This is a genomic window from Bacillus sp. JJ1474 (genome assembly GCF_036965225.1).
Lineage (GTDB): Bacteria > Bacillota > Bacilli > Bacillales > Cytobacillaceae > Cytobacillus.
This window is the reverse complement of sequence record NZ_JBALPC010000053.1, coordinates 2052-27180: the sequence shown is the minus strand read 5'-3', so window position 1 is coordinate 27180 and position 25129 is coordinate 2052. Positions and strand designations below refer to the sequence as shown.

The window sequence follows — 25129 nt, the reverse complement described above, 5'->3', positions numbered from 1 at the left end:
GCGGGAACCATTACCCTGGATTGATGCCCATGATCGGTTACAAAAGCAAGGGACGGGCAGCATTCTGGTCCATTGGTTCCCGTATAGGCTGAAATTTACTATAAGCGGAAATCATTACCCTGCAACGCTCTAGATTTTTCCAATTTATTGACCCTGTGCACCATTAGACGTTACGCGGCGAACATGATTGTCTTCAAATCCATTTTTTCGCTGAGCTTCTACTTTGTCCTCGAGTAATTGCTTTTGATCGACTTGACTTGAGGGTGTTTGCTTGTTTTTTGCCACCTAAAAAACCTCCCTTAAAAAAATTCAATTAACACCCTCTTATTTTGCTTGAAATTATTAAAATTAATCTCATTTGATTGATTTTACAATTTATTTATTACTTAATTTTCACGATGCATCAAGTTCCGCAATAGGTTCTGTACGGAAGCTTTGATGGATCAGGTATTGTGCAGTATACATTCTGTTCAGTTGTATAGGCGAATGGATTTGAAAGAGCTTGGAGCAATCGTTCCATCACATTGTAGTCCCCATTCTTAACTGCAGCCTCAAGTGCTTCCTCCACCCGGTGGTTTCGCGGGATGACAGCGGGATTACTGTTACGCATTAACTGTTGAGTGGCTTCCATCGATGTTTGCTGCCTCGTCAATCTCGCCTCCCAGAGCTCATGCCACAGATTATATTCAGGTGTGCCAAAAAGCAGAGAATTCTCCATCTTGTCTAATGTTAAAGCACGAAAAGTATTTGTATAATCAGCCTTGACCTTCTGCATAATGCTCAAAAGGTTTTCTATTAATAAGGTATCTCCTGGTTCTTCATTCGTTAATCCAAGTTTTGCCCTCATGCCAGCAAGCCAATATGATTGATAGATTTCACTATATTTGGAAATCTCATCTTGCGCCAGCTTAAGAGCCTGTTCTTCATCCTCATGCAACAATGGTAAAATGGCTTCCGCAAAACGTGCAAGGTTCCACCCGCCAATAATTGGCTGATTGCGGTAGGCATAGCGTCCTTGTCTATCAATAGAACTAAACACTGTATCTGGATCGTACACATCCATAAAGGCACAAGGGCCGTAATCAATCGTTTCCCCACTGATGGTCATGTTATCAGTGTTCATCACTCCGTGTATAAAGCCAACTGATTGCCATTTAGCAATCAATGCGGCTTGACGCTTGATCAATTGCTGAAGAAGTGTAAGATATCGATTTTCATCCAGTTCAATTTCTGGATAATGACGATTTATCGTGTAGTCAGCAAGGATTCTTAATTCTTCTACTGGTCTCCAGTTTGCAGCGAATTGAAAGGTTCCAACGCGCAGATGACTTGCAGCGATACGGGTAAGAATAGCACCAGGAAGATCTGTTTCGCGAATCACCTTTTCCCCCGTTGTCACAACGGCTAGGCTTCGGGTTGTTGGAATCCTTAGTGCATGCATAGCTTCACTGATAATGTATTCACGAAGCATCGGCCCTAACGCTGCACGTCCATCTCCCCCGCGCGAATAGGGTGTTCTCCCCGAACCTTTAAGCTGTACGTCAAATCGCTCCACCTTAGGAGTCATTTGCTCACCAATCAGAATGGCACGTCCATCTCCTAACATTGTAAAATGGCCAAATTGATGACCTGCATAGGCTTGAGCAAGTGAATGCGCCTGTTCAGGAACGCGGTTGCCAGCAAACACTGCAGCTCCTTCTTCATTTTGCAGAGAATTAGCATTTAACCCCAATGCCTCCGCCAATGCTTCATTAAAAATGACCATTTTTGGTGAGCGCACAGGTGTTGGTTTAAGGCTGGTGAAAAATGGTGGCGGTAATTGGGCATAACTATTGTTAAAATTCCAACCAGCAGCTGCAGCTTCATCTTCCTTATTTGTCATATGTACACTATCCCTCCCTTTCTAACCTTTTTTCATTTGCACAAAAATGAACATCAAATACTAAAAATCCTGCCTATTTAATGTCTGCCACTCCAAGTTTATTATACCTTTTGTGCATGGACATTGAGTGGTTCACTATCCTATTTTTTCGATGAAGGATTGCCTTTAAGATATACAATGAGTCCCTACATCCANNCCACTTTGTTACTTCGGTAATACTTTTTCTTTTCCCTGTCAATTCTTTCATACTTGGATAGCCGATGTAAATAAAACCAAGCATCAAAGCATGTTCCCCAAGCCCAAAAAATTGCTTAATCTCAGACGAGTAGCAAACCTTTCCGGTTCTCCAGATCGCTCCTAAGCCAAGAGCGTGGGCTGCAAGAAGCATATTTTGAATCGCAGCATGGACCGCGGCATGTTCTTCGTTTACTAATACCTTCCCATTAATAGTTGGTTCCACTGCAATTGCAATAATAACTGGAGCCCTTAAAGCTTTTTGCGCAGTCTTTTCCAATTTCTCTTTTCCTTCATCACTTAGTGGATCATCTAGACTTTTCTTTGCAAATGATGCCATCGCCTTTCCAAGATTTTTTCTCGCGTCACCAGTTAAAACAAAAAATCGCCATGGCTCAGTACGATAATGGGACGGCGCCCATGTACCAGCTTCCAATATCTTTTCAATATGCTCCTTAGGCACAGGGTCTGGTTTAACAACCCCAATGCTTCTTCTTGTGGAAATTGCAGTAAAGATGTCCATGTTTATGTACCCCCTTCAAAATTTGTCACTATACTCCTTTATATGCGATACGTAGTGGCAGGTTCACATTCGACTATTATATAACTTCCATGTTTTCCCCCTATTCCATACTAATTCAGCAGGCATTAAGATATGCATCCTTCTCGCTCACAAGTTCGATTAATCATACTAAACAATCCGTTGTTGAAGGATAAATCTGGTACTGGCAGCTTCCAAACTATTTTAAAGCATAAAAATAGATCCCACTTAAAGTGAAATCTAAATTACCACATGATGAACAACTAATCTTATTTTCGACCTTCCATCTCCGCTTCCCATCTATCAACTTCTTCTTTCACCATTGGGGCGACTTCTTTTCCGAGAAGCTCAATTGCTTTCATAACCTCATCATGGGGCATCGTGCCAACTGGGACATGAAGCATGAAACGAGTGATGCCCACGTTTTTCCTTAGGTGTATGATTTTGTCAGCAACTGTTTGTGGGTCACCAACATACAGGGCACCTTCTAGTCTGCGTGCAGCATCGAAAGTGGACCGAGTATAAGGAGCCCATCCGCGCTCTCTTCCTAATTTATTCATCACTTGCTGAGTGGAAGGGAAAAATTTATCCGCTGCTTCTTCTGAAGTTTCAGCAATAAAACCATGAGAATGCGAAGCAACAGACAGCTTGGACAAATCATGTCCAGCATGAGTTGCTGCTTTTTTATAAAGCTGTACAAGCGGCTCAAATTGTAGCGGACTTCCGCCAATAATTGCGAGTACGAGGGGCAATCCAAGCAGACCAGCACGAACAACCGATTCGGAATTTCCACCGCTTCCAATCCATACTGGCAATGGGTCCTGGACCGGCCGAGGATACACGCCGCGATCATGAATAGCCGGCCGGTGACCGCCCTTCCATGTCACTTTTTCTGATGCAGTAATTTTCAGCAACAACTCTAATTTTTCTTCGAATAGCTCATCATAATCCTTTAAATCATAGCCAAACAATGGAAATGATTCAATAAATGATCCCCTGCCGGCCATTATTTCTGCACGGCCATTTGAAATGGCATCAACTGTTGCAAAATCTTGAAACACACGAACTGGATCGGCTGAAGAAAGCACTGTAACAGCACTCGTTAGACGAATTTTCTCCGTCCGGGAAGCGGCGGCAGCTAAGATAACTGCTGGAGAGGAAGCAGCAAAATCCTCGCGATGATGTTCACCCACTCCAAACACATCCAAACCTACCTGATCCGCCAATACAATTTCCTCAACTACTTCACGGATGCGTTGTGCATGACTGATTACCTCACCCGTTTTGACATCTGGTGTCGTCTCGACAAACGTACTTATTCCAATTTCCATTTAGAAATTCTCCTTTTTTCGATACTAAAGCACATATCTTTCTTCGAATATTGATTGAATTTAAATCGTTCTTAATTGCTTAAATCAAATCAGAATATAAACATTCGTTATTGGTTTACATACTATTTATTGTATCAATGACCTGATTTTAAAAGCAATGAAATAGGACGGGGTACCCGTCCCTATGATCCATTTACCACACTAATTCTTCATCTTCTTGATAAAGGCTGATTGCATAGTCGATAAATTCAATTAATTTGGCTTTGTTAATCGCGTCAATGCTGATTCTGTATGTTTTATCGTATTTCATGTTTAGTTCCAAAGCTGTAATATCAACGCCTAGAAATCTGTCTTCATTCATATATGTATAATCGATATCCTCATATTTAGCAATGAATTTAGATGTACTGTTAGCGGCATCCTTAACACAAACAGAATCGATTGTTAACACTAAGCCGGCTTTTCCATTACTCGATAAACTTGTATCTGTAATATCAATCATATCTTCTTTTTTGTATTTTCCCTGACAAATAATATCACGTGCATTTTTAACGCGAGGAGCATAATCATCCCCAGGTGTGTACCCAAATATCTCCTCAAATTTATTAATCAATGCATCCTTTATATCGCTCACTCTCGTATTCTCCCTTTCCTTCAAAATCTCACATGATCGATAATTTATCCTGTAGTACTCGTCCATTGTGATTTTTGTTTTAAAAAATTCCTCATACGCATCATCTACCCGGCAAATAAGCGGGCGATTTTCATAAATGCTGCATAAATTCGTATCTATATTAAAGTGGATGCAAATTCCATCACCCCGGTCTAAATGCTGATAAATCTCAGATGAACCGACAGCTTTACAGCACAAACCGCATTGATCACAATGAAACATCTCTAAACTTGTGCTAGCATTTGCAAATATTTATTTCCATCCTCAAGAACTTTATTAGTAGCCTCATCTAATTGGCCTTCCTGCTTCAATAAAGGAGTATCTAGGATAAGTTTAATGGTCTGCGCTAACTGAACACATTTATAAATGTCCTGCTGTTCATTTATTGTGTAATCCTGCCAATCCAGACCCCGGCGCTGGATGATGTCTTTCATTCTCATTACTTGCTGAGAAAAATGGGTATCCAATTTTTGCAATAGCTCCGTTAATTGATTCGCACGCGTGAAAATTCCTTTTAATGCAATGCCGATATTTTTCGCCTGTTTCTTAAATACTTTAGCTTTATCAAAGTTTCCATAAGCATCATTTAATGCAGCTTTCGCTTGGCTTGCAAAAATAGTTCCCCCAATGGCGAGTGCAGGACCTGCTACTAAACCACCCAATACAACCATCCCGCCAGCCATGCCAAAACCGCCGGCTGTTAATGCTCCGCCGCCAAGCCATGCTAATGTTGCATTGGTTGCTGCAACGCCTGTCAAGGATGTTAAAGCCGTACCCGTTGTAGCGGTTACTAAAAGACCGCCAAGTCCCCCCATCACTACACTATATGTTCCATAGGCAAGTAGGGCTCCCGATCCAATTGCAGCAATCCCATTAATCGCTACCTGCTTTGCTTCAAAGGATGCTTCCTTTAATTGCTTAAAGCTTTCACTGGATGGATTGAAATTTTTCAGTTCATCGATCCCTTCACTATTTTTGAGATTAATATTTTTAATCTTTTCAAAGTGAATAACAAATTCATTAATGGATGTTGTCAGGATGCGAATTTTTTCCTGTCCTAAAATAGTAATGGCTTCATTTGTGTTCTCTTTTGCCATTTCAATAAATTTTTCAGCTTCCTTGGCCATCTCTTGTGAGGTAGCGTTGAGGGATTTGGCCTCACTCATATCACGTTTTGCATCTAACCCTTTTTTAACTCCTGTTGCCGCTGTCGCTGCTGCGATTCCTGCAATAATTGCTGGGACTAATGGTAATGGCATATTTAATTCCTCCAGTTGTAATATTTAGATTTAAAAATCTAAGACGGCTTCTTTATCCATCATAAATTGATTGAATTCATTGAAATCTTTAAATTGCAGTGCGCCTCCCATTTCAAGTGCTATTTGGTTAAGGCCTGCTGTAAATTGATTCAAATTGCTATCCTTCGCTGCAGAATCTATCATTAGTAGACTCTCTGAAAACACTTTGGATCTATTCGAATAAAATTCATTCACTAACGCTAATAATTCATTTCCTTGATGTTCCATCGCTTCTATTGCTGCTGTTGCAATGGATCGAATTTGATTCCTTCTCGATAGTGACACCTTCTCTTCATGTAAAACCTGCATACAAGCCTGATAAATGGTAGAGCTTGTCATATAGCCGACCATCCCGCCAATTATTGTGCCAACCCCAGGGAAAATGGCTGTTCCAACTGCGGCACCAAAGCTTGCTGCCATCATTCCTGTCCCTTTTTCCCCAAGTTCTTCTGCAAGTTGAAGGCTATTAATCTCACCTTTCGCATAACGAATCAGTGATTTACTTACTTGAACGGCAGTCGTTGCAATCATCGCAGGCACATTCGATTTTGACAAATGGACATAGACACTCTTTTTACTCGCTGCCATAAATCCCCTAATAGCGGTATCACCTGCCCCAATGATATAAGCCGTTACAGCACCACTTGCCGTATCTTTAGCAACATCTTTGACCGCTTCTTTAGCACTTTTATCCCCACGAATAATTCTTGCCACATTTTGGGCTGAAGAGATAGCAACTGAAATAACCGCAGCACTCTTCGCATTTTCCATCCCGGAACGATGTGCGGTTTTAGCTACATATTTGGCAGTGGCTAGCTTTGGATGTTCACGGATAAAAATGGCTTCTTCAGAGGTAATACCGCTATTTTCTAAATCTTTGGATACTTGCAAGTATTTTTGTGCCTTTTGATCAAGTAAATCCGCCTTTTCAACATGGCCTTGTTGTCTAAATTGATCTGCCTGATCAGTCAAACTTTTCGCTGTGTCCTCAGCATACTTTTTCGCGATATCATATTGTTCTTTTGGGACTAAAACTTTGTTTCCTCTATATCTTTCCCATTTGTCTCCAGTCATTTTTTTGACTAGAGCTTCTGAGCTTGCTTTTATCTCCTCAGGAGTACCAAATTTTCCGCAAAACTTCATTTGCGCACCCCAAGTCGGATTTCCATGATCATCAACTGATAAAATATCAAATACGGGATCATTTCCTCTGCCGATATCATTAGAGCGATGTACACGAGTTTGATTTCGATTAATAATATTTTCTGCATTTGTGTGATCAGTATAATGAATTTCAGCAGAAAAACCCGACTGCTGTTTAATATTTTGGTATTGAAAGTCAGGATGAACCTTGGAATCAGATACATGTTTAAGCCCTTTTTTTACGATATTTCCACTTTCATCTACAACGCCGTTATAGCCTTTCAAATATTCGGATGCTGCCCGGCCAAATCTTTCAACATTTTCGGTTGTTGTTGAGCCTATGACGGAATCGATAAAGCCACTATGATTTTTTTTATCCTCTTTATTTATTATTCATAATAGTAATATCCTTTCACGGATCTTATTAGGAAAGGTTAATATGTATCCTTTTCTTAATAGGAGAAACTATGGAGCAATTCTTCCATTTTGTGTCCTTATAGTCTAAAAGTCTATATAAATATTACAACATTTAATAAATAAAGAAAAACTTTTTTCCTATTTTACCATAGAATCACAAAGAAACATTTGGAGGGGTTAGGTATATTTACCTTATGGTTTTTCTCTGGTCCCAAAAGGCAATTGAAAAATCGAGGGCATGTAAGAAGCCGTTCAGCGCATGACTCGCCAAAATGACAGTACTTCACATTGTTATATACAGAATCACTTAGATAAGAATGGTCCGCAATGAGTGGATAATCTTTAACAATTGATCTAGTAGTTCTAATTTACAATCGAAAAAGGACCGATCATGCTAGATTCATGTCCGGTCCAATGGTTGGGGTCTATTTCCCCATGTTCTGTTTTTACTCCACACTATTTAAGAATGATCGGATTACATTTAAATATTCTACTTCTTCTTCCAGATAAGGCATATGAGCACTGTTCTCAAACACATGTAATTTCGCATTTGGAGTTAGTTTGCTGAAATATTCCGTTGATTGTGGAGTCGCTTCATCATAGCGGCCACATGTATATAGTGCCGGAATATGTATTTCATTCAAACGGGCTGTACAGTCAAAATTTTTCAAATTGCCGGTAACATGGAATTCTGATGGCCCCCACATGATATTGTACACTTCTGGATTTTTGTACTGTGCTCCCTGTTTTAAAAACTCAGGGAAAGGATCAAGACGGCAAACGAACCGCTTATTAAATTCTGCAGTGGCCTTATGGTATGCTTCTGAATCTGTTGTCCCATTTTCCTCGCATTCTCTTAATGTAGCTTGAATATCTTCCGGCAATAAGGAACGATTTCGTTCCTGATCCTCTGCCCAAAGAGGTGCGCTTAAACATGGACTTGAAAAAATAACACTTTTTACTCCCTCAGGCTTAGTTAATAAATAAGCAGCTCCTAAGGTCGTCCCCCAAGAATGTCCAAGAATATGGAGCTGTTCAAGTGAAAGTGCTTTTCTAATCTGCCCTAATTCTTCAACGAAGCGATCTATCGTCCATAATGATTCATCTTTAGGCCGGTCTGACTTCCCACAGCCTAACTGATCATAAAAAATGACCGTACGCTCATCCGCAAGCACTCTTAATCTCTGCAAGGAATAATGAGACGAGCCTGGACCTCCATGTAAAATTATGACCGGCGTTTTGTTAGAGTTGCTATCATGCAGCTGATACCATACCTTTCCGCCTGTTACTTCAATAAATCCTTCTTGGATTGCCATATATTTATCCCCCTAAACTTTGGCGTTTTGAAGGGGCCGATCTAAATTCATCCTGACACCAGATCTGGGCCCTTCTCCTATTATAAATCGGGACAAACATCTGTCCATCTGTTTCGCCTTATACGGGATAAACACCATGCTTGCGCTCAGTGAACACGAGATATTTCGACATATAAACATCAAGTCGGGCTCCAAGTTCATCGCGCAAACGGTTTGGTTCTACGATATCGTCAATAATCAATTCGGAAGCGAGTCTGTATATATCGATATCTTCACGGTATTCTTCACGCTTTTCAGCAATGAAGGCAGCTCTTTCCTCTTCTGGCAGCTCAGCGATTTTATTCGCATAAACGGCATTGACGGCCGCCTCAGGACCCATAACGGCAATCGAAGCTGTCGGTAGCGCAATGCAGCAGTCCGGTTCAAAAGCAGGTCCGGCCATTGCATACAATCCAGCCCCATAGGCCTTACGGACAATAACAGTCATCTTCGGAACAGTCGCCTCGCTCATCGCGGAAATCATTTTCGCACCATGGCGGATGATTCCTGCTTTCTCCACATTTGTGCCAATCATAAACCCTGGCACATCAGCAAGGAAAAGGAGCGGAATATGATAAGCATCGCAAAGATTGATAAACTTTGCTGCTTTATCTGCACTGTCATGGAACAGGACTCCGCCTTTGACACGCGGCTGGTTGGCGATGATCCCAATTGGCTGGCCATTGATCCTCCCAAGGCATGTGATTAATTCAGCCGCAAACAGCTTTTTAATTTCACACATTGACCCCTCATCGATTAAGCGATCAATCAACTGGTACATATCAAACGGCGCATTTTGGTTTTTTGGAATCAGTTCCTCAATTGTTTTTTCGAATGCTGCCGGTGGTTTTGCTTCCGCTTTTGCAGGCATTTCGGAAAAATTATTTGGAAAATAAGTTAAATATTTGCGGGCATATGCGATAGCTTCTTCTTCAGTTTTCGCAAGCACATCGCCGCAGCCAGAAATAGAGCAATGCATTTTGGCCCCGCCCATTTGCTCAAGCGTTACTTTTTCCCCGATTACCATTTCGGCCATGCGTGGGGATCCAAGGTACATGGAAGCATTGCCTTCAACCATGACGACAATATCGCAAAATGCCGGAATGTACGCGCCGCCAGCTGCAGAAGGTCCAAACAATAGGCAGATTTGTGGCACTTTTCCTGAAAGCTTAACCTGATTGTAGAAAATGCGCCCTGCCCCTCTGCGGCCTGGAAACATTTCCAGCTGATCGGTAATACGGGCACCGGCTGAGTCTACTAAATATAGAAGCGGACAGCGAAGCTTTTCAGCTGTCTCCTGAATGCGGATAATTTTCTCTACGGTCCTTTTCCCCCAGGAACCGGCTTTGACGGTCGAGTCATTCGCCATTACACAAACGGTGCGCCCATGGATTTTGCCAATTCCAGTGACAACACCGTCTGCCGGAAGATCGCCCGCAAGGATATTAGCAAACATCCCATCCTCTGACTGCAAACCGTTATCAAACAGCATATTCAGGCGCTCTCGGACAAAGAGTTTCCCTTTTTCCTGATTTTTTTCATGGTATTTTTCATGACCACCCTGCAGGACAGAATCTTTTTTTATTTGATATTCGGATTTTGCTTCGGTTTCATTCATTTTGCACCCTCCTTAATTTCTACCTTATAAAACTGCATCATTAGATCCAGTTAAAGTATCAATGCATTCCCTGAACTTCATGTTCTTCTTTCTTGGGGTATGATAGACGTTCATTAAACGCTTTATAGTTTGTGTTTTCATCTGTACCTTTGCAAAACGAGCGTTATGAACACTTCATAGTGAGCGTTTTTACCTGGACCCTTGAAAAACAAGCGTTATGAACACTTCATAGTGAGCGTTTTCACCTGGACCCTTGAAAAACAAGTGTTATAAACACTTCATAGTGAGCGTTTTCACCTGGACCCTTGAAAAACTAGTGTTATGAACACTTCATAGTGACCGTTATCAACTGGACCCTTGAAAAACGAGCGTTATGAACACTTCATAGTGACCGTTATCAACTGGACCCTTGAAAAACGAGCAATATGAACCCCTCATAGTGCGTGTTTTCACCTAGTCCCTTGAAAAACGAGCGCTATGAACTTCCCATAGTACGCGTTTCACCTGTAATCTAGCAAAACGCTCGTCATATACACGAAGCTCTCTTATCGTCCAGCGTGATAGATATCCATCTGTCGACTTTTTAATTTTTTTCCAAGTGTACCTTCAATCAACAGGGCCGATTTTAAAAGTTGCTCAAGGTTGATCCCTGTTTCAATCCCCATTTCATGAAGCAAATACAGCAAATCCTCCGTAGCAACATTCCCTGACGCGCCTTTCGCATAAGGACATCCGCCCAATCCGCCAAGCGCACTATCAAAAATGGTTATGCCCATTTCAAGGGATTTTACTATGTTGGCAAGTGCCGTTCCTCTTGTATCATGGAAATGCATCGCAAGCTTTCCAGAATCGAAATGCGGCAAAAGCTCTTCCAAAAGGGCTTCCACCTGACTCGGTACACCAACCCCAATCGTTTCACCGAGCGAAAGCTCATCAATGCCCATTGAAAACAGTCGGTCCGCAACATCCCTAACCTTTGATGGGGCAACGGCTCCATCATACGGGCAGGCAATTACCGTAGACACATAGCCTCGGACAGATTTTCCAGCTTGTTTTGCTTCCTTAACTACTTCTTCAAGAATGGGGTATGTTTCTTCTATCGACTTATTGATATTGCTTTGATTATGTCCCTCACTTGCGGACATGAAGACGCTCACTTCATCGATACCTGCTTCTAGTGCACGTTCAAGCCCTTTAAGATTAGGAACGAGGACGGCATAAGTGACGCCCTGTTTTCTTTTAATGGTCTTAAGTACATCGTAGGCATCAGCCAGCTGAGGAATCCATTTAGGGTGAACAAATGAGCTAACCTCAATATAGGAAAGCCCCGTTTCTGAAAGCGAATTAATCCATGAGATCTTATCTTCCGTTGGAACAAGCCTTTTTTCATTCTGCAGTCCATCACGCGGCCCTACTTCTTTAATCGTGACTTTTTCTGGCAGTTTCAACATTTCACCCCCTCGATGCTTTTATGACCGTTCTTAAAGTCCACTCTAAATTCGCATAGCACCCCAGTGGACTTTAATCAATCATAATCAGCTTGTACCCTACTCGGTTTCTACAAGCAAATCAGAGTCGTTTACAAATTCCCCTTCCTGGGCATAGACCTTTGTCACAATACCATCTTCTTCAGCCGCAATCGGAATTTCCATTTTCATAGATTCGAGGATGACTACGTCCTGACCCGCCTTCACCACGTCACCTTCTTTAACTAATACCTTCCACACATTTCCTGCCATACTTGCTTCGATTTTCGCCATTTGTCATTTCTCCTCACTTAGTTGATGTAATGAACGGTAAATAATATTCGTTTACAAATTGGGTCGTTGTGTAACCTGATAGGAATTGCTCATGAGTTACAGTTTTAAGCAGCATCGGGATATTTGTCTTAATCCCAACAATTTTATAATTTTCGAGGGCCGTCTTCATTCGTGCAGCAGCCTCATCCCTTGTTTCACCCCATGCTATCAATTTAGCAATCATCGGATCATAAAAGGGTGTCACTTGAGAACCTGCTTCAATTGCACATTCATTCCGGATTCCTTCACCGTCCGGCAGCTGGAATTCGGTTATTTTTCCAGGCGATGGGAAAAAGGTGTTTGGATCTTCTGCATAGATCCTGACCTCAATGGCATGCCCCTTCCGTATTACCTCTTCACGGGTAAAAGAAAGCGGTTGACCTGCGGCCACTTTCAGCTGTTCCTCTACAAGATCGAGGCCGGTAATTTCTTCTGTAACTGGATGCTCAACTTGCAATCTTGTATTCATTTCAAGGAAATAATAATTTTGCTCTTTATCTACTAAAAACTCAATCGTCCCTGCGTTTGAATAGCCAATATGCTTTGCTGCTAAAACAGCTGCATCCAGCATTTTCAAGCGTGTATCTTCGCTAATAAAAGGGGACGGTGCTTCTTCAACTACCTTCTGATTGCGGCGTTGGATAGAGCATTCCCTCTCCCAAAGCGGTACAACATTTCCATACGTATCAGCCAGTATTTGAACTTCAATATGATGTGGCTCTGGAATATATTTTTCTAGAAACATAGCCCCGTTACCAAAAAAGGACTCTGCCCGCTTTTGATTACCGGCGAACGCTTTAACAAGCTCCTCCTCCGAATGGACGAGCTGCATTCCGATACCGCCACCGCCTGCAGATGCCTTCAGCATAAGAGGGTAACCAATTTTTTCGGCAGCCAATTTGGCTTCATCTTCGTCTGCAAGAGGGGTGTTAATGCCTTCAATGATCGGCACTCCCGCCTCCTTCATCATCTTGCGCGCTTCAATTTTGCTGCCCATTGAAGCAATAATTTCAGGTGCTGGGCCGATAAAAACAAGGCCTTCATTCTTGCATCTTGCTGCAAATGCCACATTTTCCGACAAAAGTCCGTAACCTGGATGAACGGCCTCTGCCCCACTTTCTTTAGCAACCCGAATTATTTCGTCGACATTTAAATAACTCTGGTTTACTTGGGGCTTGCCCACACAATAGGCTTCATCTGCGTTTCGAACGAAAAGCGAATCAGCATCAGCCTCTGAATAAATGGCAACAGTTTTAATCCCAAGCTTTTGACATGTACGAATCACCCGTAAAGAGATTTCGCCGCGGTTTGCGATCAATATTTTTGAAAACAAGAACATCACTCCTTTCGGTTGCTAGGTTAATTGTTTTTATAGATCTAACCATGCAGTGGGACACTTACCCCTTGCACTTCGTCAAATGGTTAATTGATTAATAGACTGCTCACGAAGCTTGAACTTTTGGATTTTTCCGGAAGCAGTCATAGGGTAGGCATCCGTAAAATTGATATATTTAGGAATCTTGTGGCGTGCCACTTTGTTTTTAAAATATTCCTTGATTTCTTCAGCAGTTGCCGTTTCGCCATACTTCAAAATCAGCCAAGCCATTACTTCTTCGCCGTATTTCTCATCAGGAATCCCGATTACTTGGGCGTCAAGCACCTTCGGATGGGTATAAAGATACTCTTCGATTTCCCGAGGATAGATGTTCTCTCCACCTCGGATAATCATATCCTTCAGGCGGCCTGTAACCCGGCAATAGCCATTTTCATCCATAACAGCTAAATCACCTGTATGAAGCCAGCCATCTTCATCAATGGCCTCCCTCGTTGCATCTTCATTCCTGTAATAGCCCTTCATCACATGGTAGCCCCTCGTGCAAAGCTCGCCTTGTTGATTAGCTGACAGTTCGTTGGTCGTTCCAGGTTCCACAATTTTTACTTCTACATTCGGAAGAGCTCTGCCAATCGTTTCTACCCGCAGCTCGAACGGATCATCTGTCCGAGTCTGAGTTATGACCGGAGATGCTTCAGTTTGACCGTAGCAAATCGTAATTTCCGTCATATTCATTTTGTCCATAACAGCTTTCATCACTTCGACCGGGCAATTGGAACCAGCCATTACCCCAGTACGAAGCGTGGAAAGGTCATATTTTGCAAAATTAGGATGATTGAGCTCAGCGATAAACATTGTCGGTACCCCGTGAAGTGCTGTGCATTTTTCTTGTTCAACTGTACGCAACACCGTTTCAGGGTCGAATTCTTGAACAGGTACCATCGTTGCCCCAACACTGACACAGGCTAGCGTCCCGATGACACAACCGAAGCAATGGAAAAATGGAACAGGAATACAGAGCCGATCCTGGTTCGTTAACTCCATACACTTCGCAATGTTATAACCATTATTTGTCAAGTTACTATGGGTCAGCATGACTCCTTTTGGAAAACCCGTGGTGCCGGATGTGTATTGCATATTAATAACATCATCTGGCTCCAAAGTGGCCATTCTCTCCTTTAATTCTTCATCTGTAACTTGACTAGCTAAGTCAATGATATCGGACCAGTTGTAGGCTCCATCGTACTTCTTTTCACCAAGAATAATCACGTTCTTCAATAATGGCAGTCTTTTCGACTCAAGTTTTCTAGGTTCAGATGTTTTCAGTTCTGGACACAGCTCATAAATGGTGTCGATATAAGAATTCCCTCTATAATCTTCAATTAAAAAGAGTGTAGTACTGTCTGATTGTTTTAATAGATATTCAAGTTCTGAGGAGCGGTAGTTCGTGTTGACCGTGACTAATACAGCACCCATCTTTCCTGTGCCAAATTGCAGGCTTACCCATTCCGGGACATTTGTCGACCAAACAGCAACGTTTTCTCCCTTTTGAATACCAAGTGCCATTAAGCCCTTTGCTACCTGCTCACATACAGCATTGAATTCATAGTATGAGTAGCGGAGGCCCCGATCAGGATATACAAGGGCATCATGGTCTGGCATTTCCTTAGCTCGGTCTGATAAAAGCTGCCCTACACTTTTTCGGATCAATTCGGTCATTTTATTTCCTCCTGCCTATTAACATCCTAAATGGCGTGCAATGACCAAACGCTGGATTTCGGACGTGCCTTCCCCGATTTCCATTAATTTGATGTCGCGCAAATGGCGTTCAACATCATATTCTTTCATATAGCCATAGCCGCCATGAATCTGGATTGCCTGGTTGCAGACGCGGAAACCAGCTTCTGATGCGTAAAGCTTAGCAAAGGCGGATTCCTTTCCAAATGGTTTACCTTGATCCTTTAGCCATGCTGATTTGTAAACCATATTACGGGCCAATTCAATCTCCATCGCCATATCCGCCAATTTAAACTGGATCGCCTGGAAGTTAGAAATGGATTTCCCGAACTGCTGCCTTTCTTTTGAATATTGAAGGGCTTTCTCATAGGCAGCCTGCGCAATACCGACAGAAAGGGCTGCGATCGAAATCCTTCCTCCATCTAACGTATATAAAAATTGGCTGAAGCCCTTTTTCTCATCGCCAAGCAAGTTCTCCCTCGGAACTCGCACATTTTCAAGAACAATTTCACATGTATTGGAACCGCGGACACCCATTTTGTCATAATTACAGGAAATCCTTACGCCCGGTGCATCAGTTGGAACAATAATCGCAGAGACAATATTGCGGCCATTGTCTTTTTTACCCGTGACAGCGGTTACAATAACTTGCCTAGAGTAGCCAGCATTCGTAATCCAGCATTTTTCTCCATTAATGACCCACTCGTCACCATCAAGCACGGCTTTTGTTCTTGTTCCGCCTGCATCGGATCCAGCATTCGGTTCCGTCAAACCAAAGGCACCCATCGTTTCACCTTTCGCCATCGGCACAAGCCATTCCTGCTTTTGTTCCTCAGTTCCGAAATAATATATTGGGCTTGCCCCGAGGCTAGTGTTTGCTGCATAGCTTAATCCAGTGCCGCCGCATGCTCTCCCAATTTCCTCCACTGCAATGATATAAGAGGTCGTATCCCCGCCAGCACCGCCATACTTTTCAGGAAAAGGAATGCCCAGTAAACCAAGCTCTCCCAGCTTTTTAAAAATTTCATAGCGCATTTGTGAAGTTTCATCCACTTCTTTTGCGTAAGGCTTTATTTCTTTCTCTGCAAAATCCCTTACCATTTCCTTAAGCATTTGCTGTTCATTCGTTAATTCGAAATTCATGTTTTTTCCTCCTCTTTTTAAAGACCGACCAGTTGGTCTGTATAGAGTATAGGTAATGCTTCGAATTGGGATCATGTTGTGCGGGTCTTTGTTATGGCTGTTCCAATTGAAAATACCGACTAGTCGGTCTGTCCTTTGTTTTTTAATAGCCAGCTAGAATGATATAGGCTGACTTTTGAGTAAATATGTTTTGACTGCATCATCCTTCATGCCCTTTTCCGTTAAAAGTGAATGAAGAATCAAGTCATTATATACAAGTGCAATTTCATCAATTGATAGTGGACCTTCTTTACTAAACCATTTGTATGTCCAGTTGATCATACCAATGATCGACATCGTAGAAATTTCAGCCGGTACTTCTGAGCGGAAATCGCCACTTATCTGCCCTTCTTTTATTACATGTACGATTAATTTCCGGTACTCATCACGCTTTTCATTAATTTTCTGATGAAAATCTCCAACTAAATAGGTGCTTTCCTGGTAAAAAACAGTAATATGAGGTTTGTATAAATCAAATACTTTTGTAAAAGACTGAATGATGGCGCATAAACGAGAAACAGGTGTATCAAAATTATCATATGCTTCTCTGGCTTTATCGAGAACATAGGAGATAAATATATCGTGGATGTGATAAAGCAATTCATCTTTCGATTTAAAATTGTGGTAAAACCCTCCCTTAGACGTCCCGCACTCATCAACAATTTGGCCAACCGTCACTCCATGGTAGCCATGCTTTTCAAACAAAACGAGTGCAGTCTCAACAATCCTTTCCTTGAGTGGCAACTTCTTCATATACATCATCCTTTGAAAAATATAGTAACATAGCAGATTAGAAGTATCAATTGAAATTTCAGAAAAGATGATAATATTCAGAAAAGAACAACATAGAGTCGGACAATTAAAGTAACTGCAAAGGTGGATTATTTTTTGGTTATATGAAGAATGGCTACGATAATTCCATTTTATAAAATTTAAGAGCGCTTTTTCCTTAAAGACATCATGCAGCCTGTACCTAGATTTTCTTTGATTGAAAACAACTCTAAATAATTTTAAATAATAAGGAAAAAATAAACTTGTCATGTTTTAAAAGGAATTTTTACTAATAAATTACCACTTTTTTTAGAAATAGCCTTGAAAGGCGGTCTTAAATACCATGGGTAAAAGAAAAGTTAAACTTTGGACTAACCAATATGTAATTATTATTTTATTGTCTTTAGTAATGTTTTGTGCTTTTTATATGATTACAGCAGGTTTCCCAATTTTTGTATCAACTATTAGTGATAACCCTGCGATTGCGGGAATCATGACCACGACCTTAATGTTGGCATCTCTCATTACGCGCTTCTTTGCAAGTGTCATAATCCAAAAAGTGAATATGAAATTGCTCCTCATTATTTCTCTACTTTATTTTTTGGGTACAATCGGTCTTACTTTTGTAAACCAATCAATCGGATTTTTAATATTCATTCGAGCACTACAAGGTATTGGATTTAGTATGCTTACGATTTTAGTCTTTACAATATCAAGTAATATTGTTCCTAAATCTCGGTTAGGTGAGGGCATTGTTTTTTTCGCAATGTCTACAAGCGTTGGGACGACAATTGGGCCACTAATCGCAATTTCCTATCTTGCAAATTATTCATTTAGGTCGATGATGATGATAACTCTCGGACTTATGTTTTTTTCACTTGTGTGCAGTTTTTTCACAAAGAATTCGACGGTAAAAAAAGAAAAGGAAAGTCCACAGTCGACAAATAATGAACCTTTTTATAAGTACATGTTCGATAAGCGTGTCCTTCTTCCATGTATTTTGGTATCGTTCAATTATATTACAATTGCAGGAACAGTTAACTTTATGGGGGCATTTGGTAAAGAGATTCATGTTGGCGGAAGGATTTCACAGTTTTTTATCGCACAAGGGATTGCTATGGTCATCTTTCGGGCATTCTCTGGTAAAATTTTCGATAAATTCGGTCACAGAATCCTTATTATTCCAGCCGCCATTTCAGGGGCTATAGGTTTGATTCTTTTAGGCTTTTCTACTAGTATGGTGATGGTTTTGATTTCAGGGGCATTATTCGGAATCGCTTTTGCCATTATCCATCCAATTATCCAAGCTTGGGCATTAACTCTTGTTCCACCCGAGAAAAAGGCAACAGCCAATTCTATGCTTCTTATTTTTATTGATTTTGGTTTGGCCATTGGATCAGTTGGTCTCGGGTTCTTAGCAAAAAGTGTTGGGTACGGTATGACTTTTAGTTATTCTGCAGCATTTATGATTATTATTTTGTTATTGTATCTAATTGGGAGCAAGAAAACGGTAACATTAGAAGCTAAAAGAGATAAATCATCCTGAACTTTACATACGAACGGAAAAACCATAAAAATCTGGGGCTGTACCATTGTCAACATTGACTTTTGGGACAGCCCTTACTTGATTCACGCTATCCGCTAATTGAACACACTGCTGTTTTTAACTAGGTGAGTGTAACTACAAAAATTGTAAAGAATGAGCAGATACTTCCAGCCTTATTGGGCCATATATTTGTTCCCCATACAGTTATGCATTTGTCTGCTCTTCCCATCTACTTCTGCCCTCACTATACCCCCTAAAGGGAAACTTCTTTCACTATTCGTTAGGAAGTTTATAAAGGTAACGCCCTTCATTAAATGGTGCGAAGGAATTAATTTTCTTCTTTAGCTCCAGGTTAATAATACCTATTTTCCCCATTCACTTTAGTAAAAGAATACAAGCAATAACGTAAACTCGTCCATATAATAAATTACTTTTGTTGAAAGGAGATGGCTATGATTGTCCAAATTACAAAACTGTCCTTCATGTGGTAAAAATCACTGTTTTTGTTCTAGTAGCAAGCTGAATGAAAACAAGTTTACGAATAGGAATGTGTTTAATCCTACGGTTAATGTAAAAGTCGAAATTGACGTAGAAAAACATAAAAATGACCGAAAAAAATGTGAGTGTTCAGCCAGAGTGAACACTCAGCAGGAAACACTGACATTTCTTGCAAGTATTTGCCCTAATTGCACTCTTCATGGAAGTACTGTTTCGGTTGTAGAAGTTGGAATGGCTTTTAACTCATCAAAAGTTAACAAGCCACAATGTATTTCTGAAAATCAAGGAACTATATTGAATGCCACAGGGGTTGGAACACTTATTATTGATCAATCAATCTCTCAGGCAAGTTTTACCCTTAATCTATTAGAATCTTTAGTAGGCAACGATTTTCTTATTTTCACTGCAAATGGTGGTTTAGATCAAAATGGAAATATTAATATTTTTGCAGCTGTTTTACAAGTGCCAGATAAAGAGCTAATGATCACATTATGCAAAGACTGTCCTACGACTTCCCAAAGGCATGTCAAACCTTCAAAATTAGACAGCATTTCAATGGATATAAAAAATGGAAAGATTGTAATGATGAAAAATGGTGAATTAGAAGTTAAAGAGCTTGAAGGCTAATACTTTTAGTACCTTCATCTTATCTGTCTTACTTTGTAAGAAAGGAGATGCTTTTCATTGTCTAAATCAAGAATTTGCCCGCATTGTGGCAAAGATCCATGTAATTGTACGAATAATAAACAGAATGAAAACAAATTTTTCAATAGGAATGTATTTCACCCAACTTTAAAAGTAGATGTGGATGTTCCTCTCGAAAAACGTAATCGAATCAAAAAAAAATGTGAGTGTTCAAGCAAAGTAAATATACAGGATACTTTTCTTTTCAATGCAAATATTTGTCCTAAATGCAGAATACATGATAGTACGGTTTCATTCGCTTTTGGAAATATAACATTCAACTCAACAACAGTTGTACTGCCTCAATGTATGACAACCGACAATGGTGCAAAATTGATTACTGCAGGGAATGGAACACTTGCTGCTTTTTCCGAAGAATTTCAAATCATTATCCAAGGAACTTTCACACTTGCTCTAGAGAAAAATATCGTTTTTAACGATATGTTATTGGACTTAATATCATTAACGGTAACTGGATTTGATCAAAATGGAAATACGGTATTTCTTTTACTTCTTATCTTACTAGTTCCAAATGAAGACTTTATTATCTCTTTATGTGATCATTGTCCACCGTATTCCCCTAAAATGAATAACCAAACTTCAAATATTAATAATCATCATAAGCAAATAAGTAAAGGAAAAATCATCATGATGAAAAATGGCCAAATTGTTATAGATACAAGATTATAATGAAGCTTTTACTTGTATTAAAATAACGGGCAAAATATCCACCTGAGCCCTTCTATCTAAAGGGTGGATTTTTTTGTTAAATTTACCCTTTACGCTATAATAAATTGATGGGCTAGCATTAATTAAAATTATTTACTTTAGTAACATCGATGCCCTAAATTTTTTTAAAGGAGCGATCATATGAATTCACTAAGCGGAAAAACTGCCCTTATTACTGGCGCTGGCAGAGGGATTGGCCGTGCTACTGCAATTGCATTAGCAAAAGAAGGTGTCAATATCGGATTAATTGGATTAAACATGTCAAATCTTGAAAAGGTCAGTGCGGAATTGAATCAATATGATGTGAAGGTTTCAGGGGCAGCAGCCAACGTTTCAGAACTTGAATCGGTTCAACACGCGGTTGACCACATTAAGTCCGATTTAGGACCGATCGATATACTTATCAATAACGCGGGAGTAGCAAAGTTTGGCGGTTTTCTTGATTTAACACCTGAGGAATGGGAAAACATTGTACGCGTTAATTTAATGGGTGTATATAATGTGACAAGAGCGATATTACCGGACATGATTGACAGGAAATCTGGTGATATCGTAAATATTGCTTCAACTGCCGGCCTAAAAGGAGCACCTGTTACTAGCGCATATAGCGCATCAAAATTTGCGGTGTTAGGGCTAACTGAGTCGTTAATGCTAGAGGTTCGAAAGCATAACATTCGTGTAACAGCATTAACACCTAGCACTGTTGCCACTGACTTGGCCATTGAAAACAAGCTGATTCAGGAAAATGCAGACAATGTCATGCAGCCAGAAGATCTCGCAGAACTCATTGTTGCTGGCTTAAAGCTACATCCGCGAGTTTTTGTGAAAACAGCAGGGTTATGGGCGACTAATCCATGATGATTACATAAAAGGCATAAATTTTTATAAAAATAATCCACCTGACCTCAAAAATCCAGGGGATTATTTATTATTGTCATTTGATTGAAATCGGAACAGTTCACTTTTCTTCAAAACCACGGAATGCTACTATAAAGCACCAATCCTTGTGGTCGCATTTGCACCAGCCTGATTTGCAAAATAAATAAACTCTTCCATTTGTACATCCGTGACGGGTCTGCCTTTTTCATGAAAACAAAATAATAACGCCGCTAGGAAAGCATCACCCGCACCAGTTGTATCAATTGCCTTTACTTCCAATCCTTTCACACATAGCTCTTTACCCTCATAGTAAACACATGCCCCAGCTGAACCTTTTGAAATAAAAAGATAAGGAATATTAAATTTACTAATCTTTTTAATCGCTTCATCCATTACTTTCGTTTCTGTTAAAAATAGCAGTTCTTCTTCCGTCATCTTAACTAAATCGGCTCGATTCAGGAATGAACAAATGGTTTTCCTGCATTCTTCTTCGCTTTCCCATCGTTTTTGGCGGATGTTTACATCAAATGCTACTAATAAATTTGTTTCCTTTGCATACTCTAATGCCTTTTCTGTAGTCTTCCTAGCTGTTTCATGAAAAAGCGTCCCCGACCCAAAATAAAAGATTTTTCCTGTTTCAAACAGCTCTTTCGCTAATTCATTTTCCGTCAGCCATTCGTCAGGTGTTGGATTCACGTATGAATGAAACACTCTATCACCGTTCCTATCCTGCTGAACATACACTAAACAAACTTTCTTTGTATAAGAACGCACAGAATAATCGAGACAAACCTCCTCTTTTTTAAATGCCTTCTCAACGAATACACTTGTTTCATCCACACCTAATTTACAAAGATAATTGGATTTTACACCTAATCTTTTCACGCCTACAGCTAAATTAACCGTTGCCCCACCGAGAAACGGCTGAAAATTTTTATTCGTTTTATCTTGAGAAATCATATCTACTATGACCTCTCCTAATGAAACAATTCCATTTTTATACATTTTTGTTACTCCTTGAGGAATATTGATTTCATGTCTTTTTTCACCAACAATGGTTGTGTAAGTACATCATTTATGAAAAAAGACTGAACATGCCAGCGACATGTTCAGTTTAGTAATGATATTAGTCGAGCAACTATTGACTCAGTACCTTTTTAACAAGTATATCATGCAAACCGATAATAGATTAACACAAATGTAGCTAGAACAAAGATAAAATTTAGAAATACAAAGATAAACTGATCGACTTTAGTATTATGCATTTTAATCGGAGGGTTGTAAAAGGACACCCCTTCAATAATAAAGACGATTAATACAATATGAATCATAAAATGACCGACGATTTCTGTCATACCAAATAACATAGTTGTCATGATAAATATAACAGTAACAACAAATCCCAAAACCCGATTCAAAATTCCGACCACTAATAAATATCCCACCACGAACTCAATAAAAGCGGCCATTACAATAAATGAACCTGGAGCAAAACCAAAAGTTGGAACTTGGTGGTTTAGGACGATATCTAAAGACATTGCTGGGTATACCCACTTTTCAACTGCTACCCAACATAGGGATAAACCCGTTCCTAAATATAAGAATGGAAAACCAATATTCTCTAGTTTCGTATCCCCTACTAGTAACACACCAATTATTGCGATATAAAATCCGTAATCCAACATGTGAAAAATACCGTTTTCAATAGTTATAAAAACGAATAAGCCTAATAATAAAAATGCCCCAAGTTTTGTGGGAATGTGATGTGGAATTAGCAATAATCCAATTATTCCCCAAACTAGGTAAATAATGAATGTATTTTCAAGAAGAAATTCTGGTGCAAACAAGGTGCCATTCGTTACTTGGATAATTAAAGAAACTGCAGTTCCATATTTCAAGATATGTCTGCTGTACTTTCTTAAGCTTGACAGCCTATTATCAATTTTTTTGATTGTGCTCCATTCCGTTGTTTTGGGAATAATAATCGCCAGTAAAGCCAGCACAATTGCTGCTAAAATGGCTAAAGAAATAAATAATGGCGATAATATGTTTTCAATTGCTTCTTTTTGTGGAGCCAGCTCTGTGAACCATTTTACATGCGCATGCGTAAAAAATGGAGTAACAATGATGCCTAACAATAATAGAAGTTGAAATAACCTTTTCATAACAATATTCCTCTTCTCCATATAAACAATATGATTACATTAATAATATACCCCAATTATGTCTTTTGCGTATGGATTAAAATCGACTATTATGTGAAGTGTTTCACATGATAAAAAAAGGCATATGAATTATCTTTATTTAGCCCCAAATATGATAAAAAAACAATGATCCCAGTTACTTTCCTTTTCGCAGGCAGCTATTAAGCCGATGACGGACATTTCGACTTTCCAATACACTTCAAATGTCCTTTGCTTGTGGCCAAAATGGAGCAGCTCACTTCCACAATGGCCCCATTATTTTCCCTTGTTTACGACACCCAAGAGGTTTCTAATATCTCTGTATTCCTACATTACCGTCACAGATTCCCATTTGGCAACTTCTTCCCTAAGAGGAATGCATTTCACCCAACAATAAATGATAATGATGAAAAATAGCCAAATTGTTAAAGACACGAAACCTGTTTCCCTCCCCCGTCCCTTTATATAAAATTAAAATCCTGCTAAAGCTTTAGCATACTCAAAAGGTGTTGGAAGGATGCTTGGCAGTACTTGTTGCTCATCTGCTGTTCGATTTGCCTTAATTTCTGCGGCATAATGAAAATTAACTTCAAGTAACCAAACATGATGATTATGATCGATCACAAAATCAATTGCAGCGTCACCAAAGTGATTTTGGTTATTTTCTAATTGTTTTAGTGCATTCATACATAGTTGAGTAATTTCTTGAACCTTTTGCTGCGTTTTTTCCCCATTTAATTTAAATAATTCCACAAGAGCTTTTTCACCTGGAATCATTTTAATTCTGTTGGTTGAACTTGAAATAATGCTTCCTTTTTCTGCGACTTTTGTTTCCATTGCTGTATACTTCCACTTCTTTGTCGTGTCCTTTTGAAGGTATATTCTAAAATCTACTTTATTTCCGGTATAATCATACCGTATTGCCTGTTGAACAATATATTTTTGATTTTTAACCATTTTTTCTTGTAAAATGATTTCCAGTTCTTCAATAGATGAAATAACAATCTTGTTCCCTTTATTATCAGTTAAAAGATAGCCTTCCTTTCCCTTCTTTAAATGAAAAATCCCTTTACCAGAGTAAAGTTTTGTCGGCTTTAAATATACATCATCATATTTGTTTAGCATTTGTATAACATGATCGATTTGTTTATATGCAACCGTTTCAGGAAGATGTTTCCTTATGTCTTGGTGTTTATGCAATTTTACCCAAAAAGTCCACTTGTTCGAATAGTCATAAGGATAATTAAATAGATTTTCTCCAATATTTTCTATCCAATATCTGTAAGTCGATTTTTT

At 39.7% G+C, this 25129-nt stretch carries 22 protein-coding genes and 1 pseudogene; 4 read left to right on the top strand and 19 right to left on the bottom strand.

Annotation, left to right across the window (positions count from 1 at the left end; translation table 11 throughout):
• Positions 1-144: 144 nt before the first annotated feature.
• From V7164_RS08690 to V7164_RS08620, 16 genes and pseudogenes are all read right to left on the bottom strand, one after another.
• Complete coding sequence (locus V7164_RS08690; protein ID WP_335347150.1) at positions 145-285, bottom strand: hypothetical protein; 141 nt, start codon at positions 283-285, stop codon at positions 145-147.
• A 118-nt stretch (positions 286-403) separates the two neighbouring features.
• A complete protein-coding gene (locus tag V7164_RS08685; RefSeq protein WP_335347151.1) occupies positions 404-1882 on the bottom strand; it encodes a protein adenylyltransferase SelO in 1479 nt (492 codons plus the stop codon).
• Positions 1883-1955: 73 nt separating this feature from the next.
• The gene (locus V7164_RS08680; RefSeq protein WP_335353908.1) at positions 1956-2639 is read right to left on the bottom strand and encodes a nitroreductase family protein; all 684 of its coding nucleotides are present in this window, start codon (positions 2637-2639) and stop codon (positions 1956-1958) included.
• A 287-nt stretch (positions 2640-2926) separates the two neighbouring features.
• On the bottom strand, positions 2927-3988 hold the full coding sequence (locus tag V7164_RS08675; protein WP_335353907.1) for an LLM class flavin-dependent oxidoreductase: 1062 nt from the start codon (positions 3986-3988) through the stop codon (positions 2927-2929).
• A 193-nt stretch (positions 3989-4181) separates the two neighbouring features.
• On the bottom strand, positions 4182-4622 hold the full coding sequence (locus tag V7164_RS08670) for a hypothetical protein (protein ID WP_335347153.1): 441 nt from the start codon (positions 4620-4622) through the stop codon (positions 4182-4184).
• Between the two features lie 96 nt (positions 4623-4718).
• Positions 4719-4883: pseudogene (locus tag V7164_RS25675) on the bottom strand (YkgJ family cysteine cluster protein); the annotation flags it as partial.
• A gap of 2 nt (positions 4884-4885) precedes the next feature.
• A complete protein-coding gene (locus V7164_RS08665; RefSeq protein ID WP_335347154.1) occupies positions 4886-5920 on the bottom strand; it encodes a hypothetical protein in 1035 nt (344 codons plus the stop codon).
• A 30-nt stretch (positions 5921-5950) separates the two neighbouring features.
• Positions 5951-7387 carry a hypothetical protein gene (locus V7164_RS08660; protein WP_335353906.1) on the bottom strand — a complete coding sequence of 479 codons (1437 nt, stop codon included), beginning with the start codon at positions 7385-7387 and terminating at the stop codon, positions 5951-5953.
• Between the two features lie 578 nt (positions 7388-7965).
• A complete protein-coding gene (locus tag V7164_RS08655; RefSeq protein WP_335347156.1) occupies positions 7966-8835 on the bottom strand; it encodes a proline iminopeptidase-family hydrolase in 870 nt (289 codons plus the stop codon).
• Positions 8836-8953: 118 nt separating this feature from the next.
• Entirely contained in the window at positions 8954-10492 is a 1539-nt protein-coding gene (locus V7164_RS08650) for an acyl-CoA carboxylase subunit beta (protein ID WP_335353905.1), read from the bottom strand.
• Positions 10493-11037: 545 nt separating this feature from the next.
• Positions 11038-11943 (bottom strand): hydroxymethylglutaryl-CoA lyase, encoded by a 906-nt coding sequence (locus V7164_RS08645; protein WP_335353904.1) that lies wholly within the window; start codon positions 11941-11943, stop codon positions 11038-11040.
• A 96-nt stretch (positions 11944-12039) separates the two neighbouring features.
• Positions 12040-12252 (bottom strand): acetyl-CoA carboxylase biotin carboxyl carrier protein subunit, encoded by a 213-nt coding sequence (locus tag V7164_RS08640; RefSeq protein ID WP_335353903.1) that lies wholly within the window; start codon positions 12250-12252, stop codon positions 12040-12042.
• 13 nt (positions 12253-12265) lie between these two features.
• Positions 12266-13624, bottom strand: a complete 1359-nt coding sequence (locus tag V7164_RS08635) for an acetyl-CoA carboxylase biotin carboxylase subunit (protein ID WP_335353902.1) — start codon at positions 13622-13624, stop codon at positions 12266-12268.
• Between the two features lie 81 nt (positions 13625-13705).
• Positions 13706-15343: an AMP-binding protein gene (locus V7164_RS08630; protein ID WP_335353901.1), complete on the bottom strand. Its 1638-nt coding sequence runs from the start codon at positions 15341-15343 to the stop codon at positions 13706-13708.
• 18 nt (positions 15344-15361) lie between these two features.
• Entirely contained in the window at positions 15362-16504 is a 1143-nt protein-coding gene (locus tag V7164_RS08625) for an acyl-CoA dehydrogenase (RefSeq protein WP_335353900.1), read from the bottom strand.
• 153 nt (positions 16505-16657) lie between these two features.
• Complete coding sequence (locus V7164_RS08620) at positions 16658-17296, bottom strand: TetR/AcrR family transcriptional regulator (RefSeq protein ID WP_335353899.1); 639 nt, start codon at positions 17294-17296, stop codon at positions 16658-16660.
• A 361-nt stretch (positions 17297-17657) separates the two neighbouring features.
• On the opposite strand from V7164_RS08620, the gene V7164_RS08615 reads away from it, so the two are divergent.
• From V7164_RS08615 to V7164_RS08600, 4 genes are all read left to right on the top strand, one after another.
• Complete coding sequence (locus V7164_RS08615; RefSeq protein WP_335353898.1) at positions 17658-18860, top strand: MFS transporter; 1203 nt, start codon at positions 17658-17660, stop codon at positions 18858-18860.
• Between the two features lie 456 nt (positions 18861-19316).
• Positions 19317-19985, top strand: a complete 669-nt coding sequence (locus tag V7164_RS08610; protein WP_335353897.1) for a hypothetical protein — start codon at positions 19317-19319, stop codon at positions 19983-19985.
• Positions 19986-20042: 57 nt separating this feature from the next.
• On the top strand, positions 20043-20732 hold the full coding sequence (locus V7164_RS08605; protein ID WP_335353896.1) for a hypothetical protein: 690 nt from the start codon (positions 20043-20045) through the stop codon (positions 20730-20732).
• A 180-nt stretch (positions 20733-20912) separates the two neighbouring features.
• On the top strand, positions 20913-21629 hold the full coding sequence (locus V7164_RS08600) for a 3-ketoacyl-ACP reductase (protein WP_335353895.1): 717 nt from the start codon (positions 20913-20915) through the stop codon (positions 21627-21629).
• A 129-nt stretch (positions 21630-21758) separates the two neighbouring features.
• Here the strand turns inward: V7164_RS08600 and V7164_RS08595 are convergent, their stop codons facing one another.
• From V7164_RS08595 to V7164_RS08585, 3 genes are all read right to left on the bottom strand, one after another.
• The gene (locus tag V7164_RS08595; protein ID WP_335353894.1) at positions 21759-22655 is read right to left on the bottom strand and encodes a carbohydrate kinase family protein; all 897 of its coding nucleotides are present in this window, start codon (positions 22653-22655) and stop codon (positions 21759-21761) included.
• A 164-nt stretch (positions 22656-22819) separates the two neighbouring features.
• Complete coding sequence (locus V7164_RS08590; protein ID WP_335353893.1) at positions 22820-23815, bottom strand: hypothetical protein; 996 nt, start codon at positions 23813-23815, stop codon at positions 22820-22822.
• A 489-nt stretch (positions 23816-24304) separates the two neighbouring features.
• The coding region (locus V7164_RS08585; protein WP_335353892.1) for a YheC/YheD family protein at positions 24305-25129 on the bottom strand (825 nt) is incomplete at its 5' end.

What these genes read in the sequence shown, in the direction of transcription:
- V7164_RS08620 (WP_335353899.1), bottom strand. Translation starts at nt 17,296, where the DNA reads ATGAAGAAGTTGCCACTCAAGGAAAGGATTGTTGAGACTGCACTCGTT.
- V7164_RS08645 (WP_335353904.1), bottom strand. Translation starts at nt 11,943, where the DNA reads ATGTTGAAACTGCCAGAAAAAGTCACGATTAAAGAAGTAGGGCCGCGT.
- V7164_RS08650 (WP_335353905.1), bottom strand. Translation starts at nt 10,492, where the DNA reads ATGAATGAAACCGAAGCAAAATCCGAATATCAAATAAAAAAAGATTCT.
- V7164_RS08615 (WP_335353898.1), top strand. Translation starts at nt 17,658, where the DNA reads ATGGGTAAAAGAAAAGTTAAACTTTGGACTAACCAATATGTAATTATT.
- V7164_RS08655 (WP_335347156.1), bottom strand. Translation starts at nt 8,835, where the DNA reads ATGGCAATCCAAGAAGGATTTATTGAAGTAACAGGCGGAAAGGTATGG.
- V7164_RS08590 (WP_335353893.1), bottom strand. Translation starts at nt 23,815, where the DNA reads ATGAAAAGGTTATTTCAACTTCTATTATTGTTAGGCATCATTGTTACT.
- V7164_RS08625 (WP_335353900.1), bottom strand. Translation starts at nt 16,504, where the DNA reads ATGAATTTCGAATTAACGAATGAACAGCAAATGCTTAAGGAAATGGTA.
- V7164_RS08600 (WP_335353895.1), top strand. Translation starts at nt 20,913, where the DNA reads ATGAATTCACTAAGCGGAAAAACTGCCCTTATTACTGGCGCTGGCAGA.
- V7164_RS08675 (WP_335353907.1), bottom strand. Translation starts at nt 3,988, where the DNA reads ATGGAAATTGGAATAAGTACGTTTGTCGAGACGACACCAGATGTCAAA.
- V7164_RS08665 (WP_335347154.1), bottom strand. Translation starts at nt 5,920, where the DNA reads ATGCCATTACCATTAGTCCCAGCAATTATTGCAGGAATCGCAGCAGCG.
- V7164_RS08595 (WP_335353894.1), bottom strand. Translation starts at nt 22,655, where the DNA reads ATGTATAAAAATGGAATTGTTTCATTAGGAGAGGTCATAGTAGATATG.
- V7164_RS08630 (WP_335353901.1), bottom strand. Translation starts at nt 15,343, where the DNA reads ATGACCGAATTGATCCGAAAAAGTGTAGGGCAGCTTTTATCAGACCGA.
- V7164_RS08640 (WP_335353903.1), bottom strand. Translation starts at nt 12,252, where the DNA reads ATGGCGAAAATCGAAGCAAGTATGGCAGGAAATGTGTGGAAGGTATTA.
- V7164_RS08685 (WP_335347151.1), bottom strand. Translation starts at nt 1,882, where the DNA reads ATGACAAATAAGGAAGATGAAGCTGCAGCTGCTGGTTGGAATTTTAAC.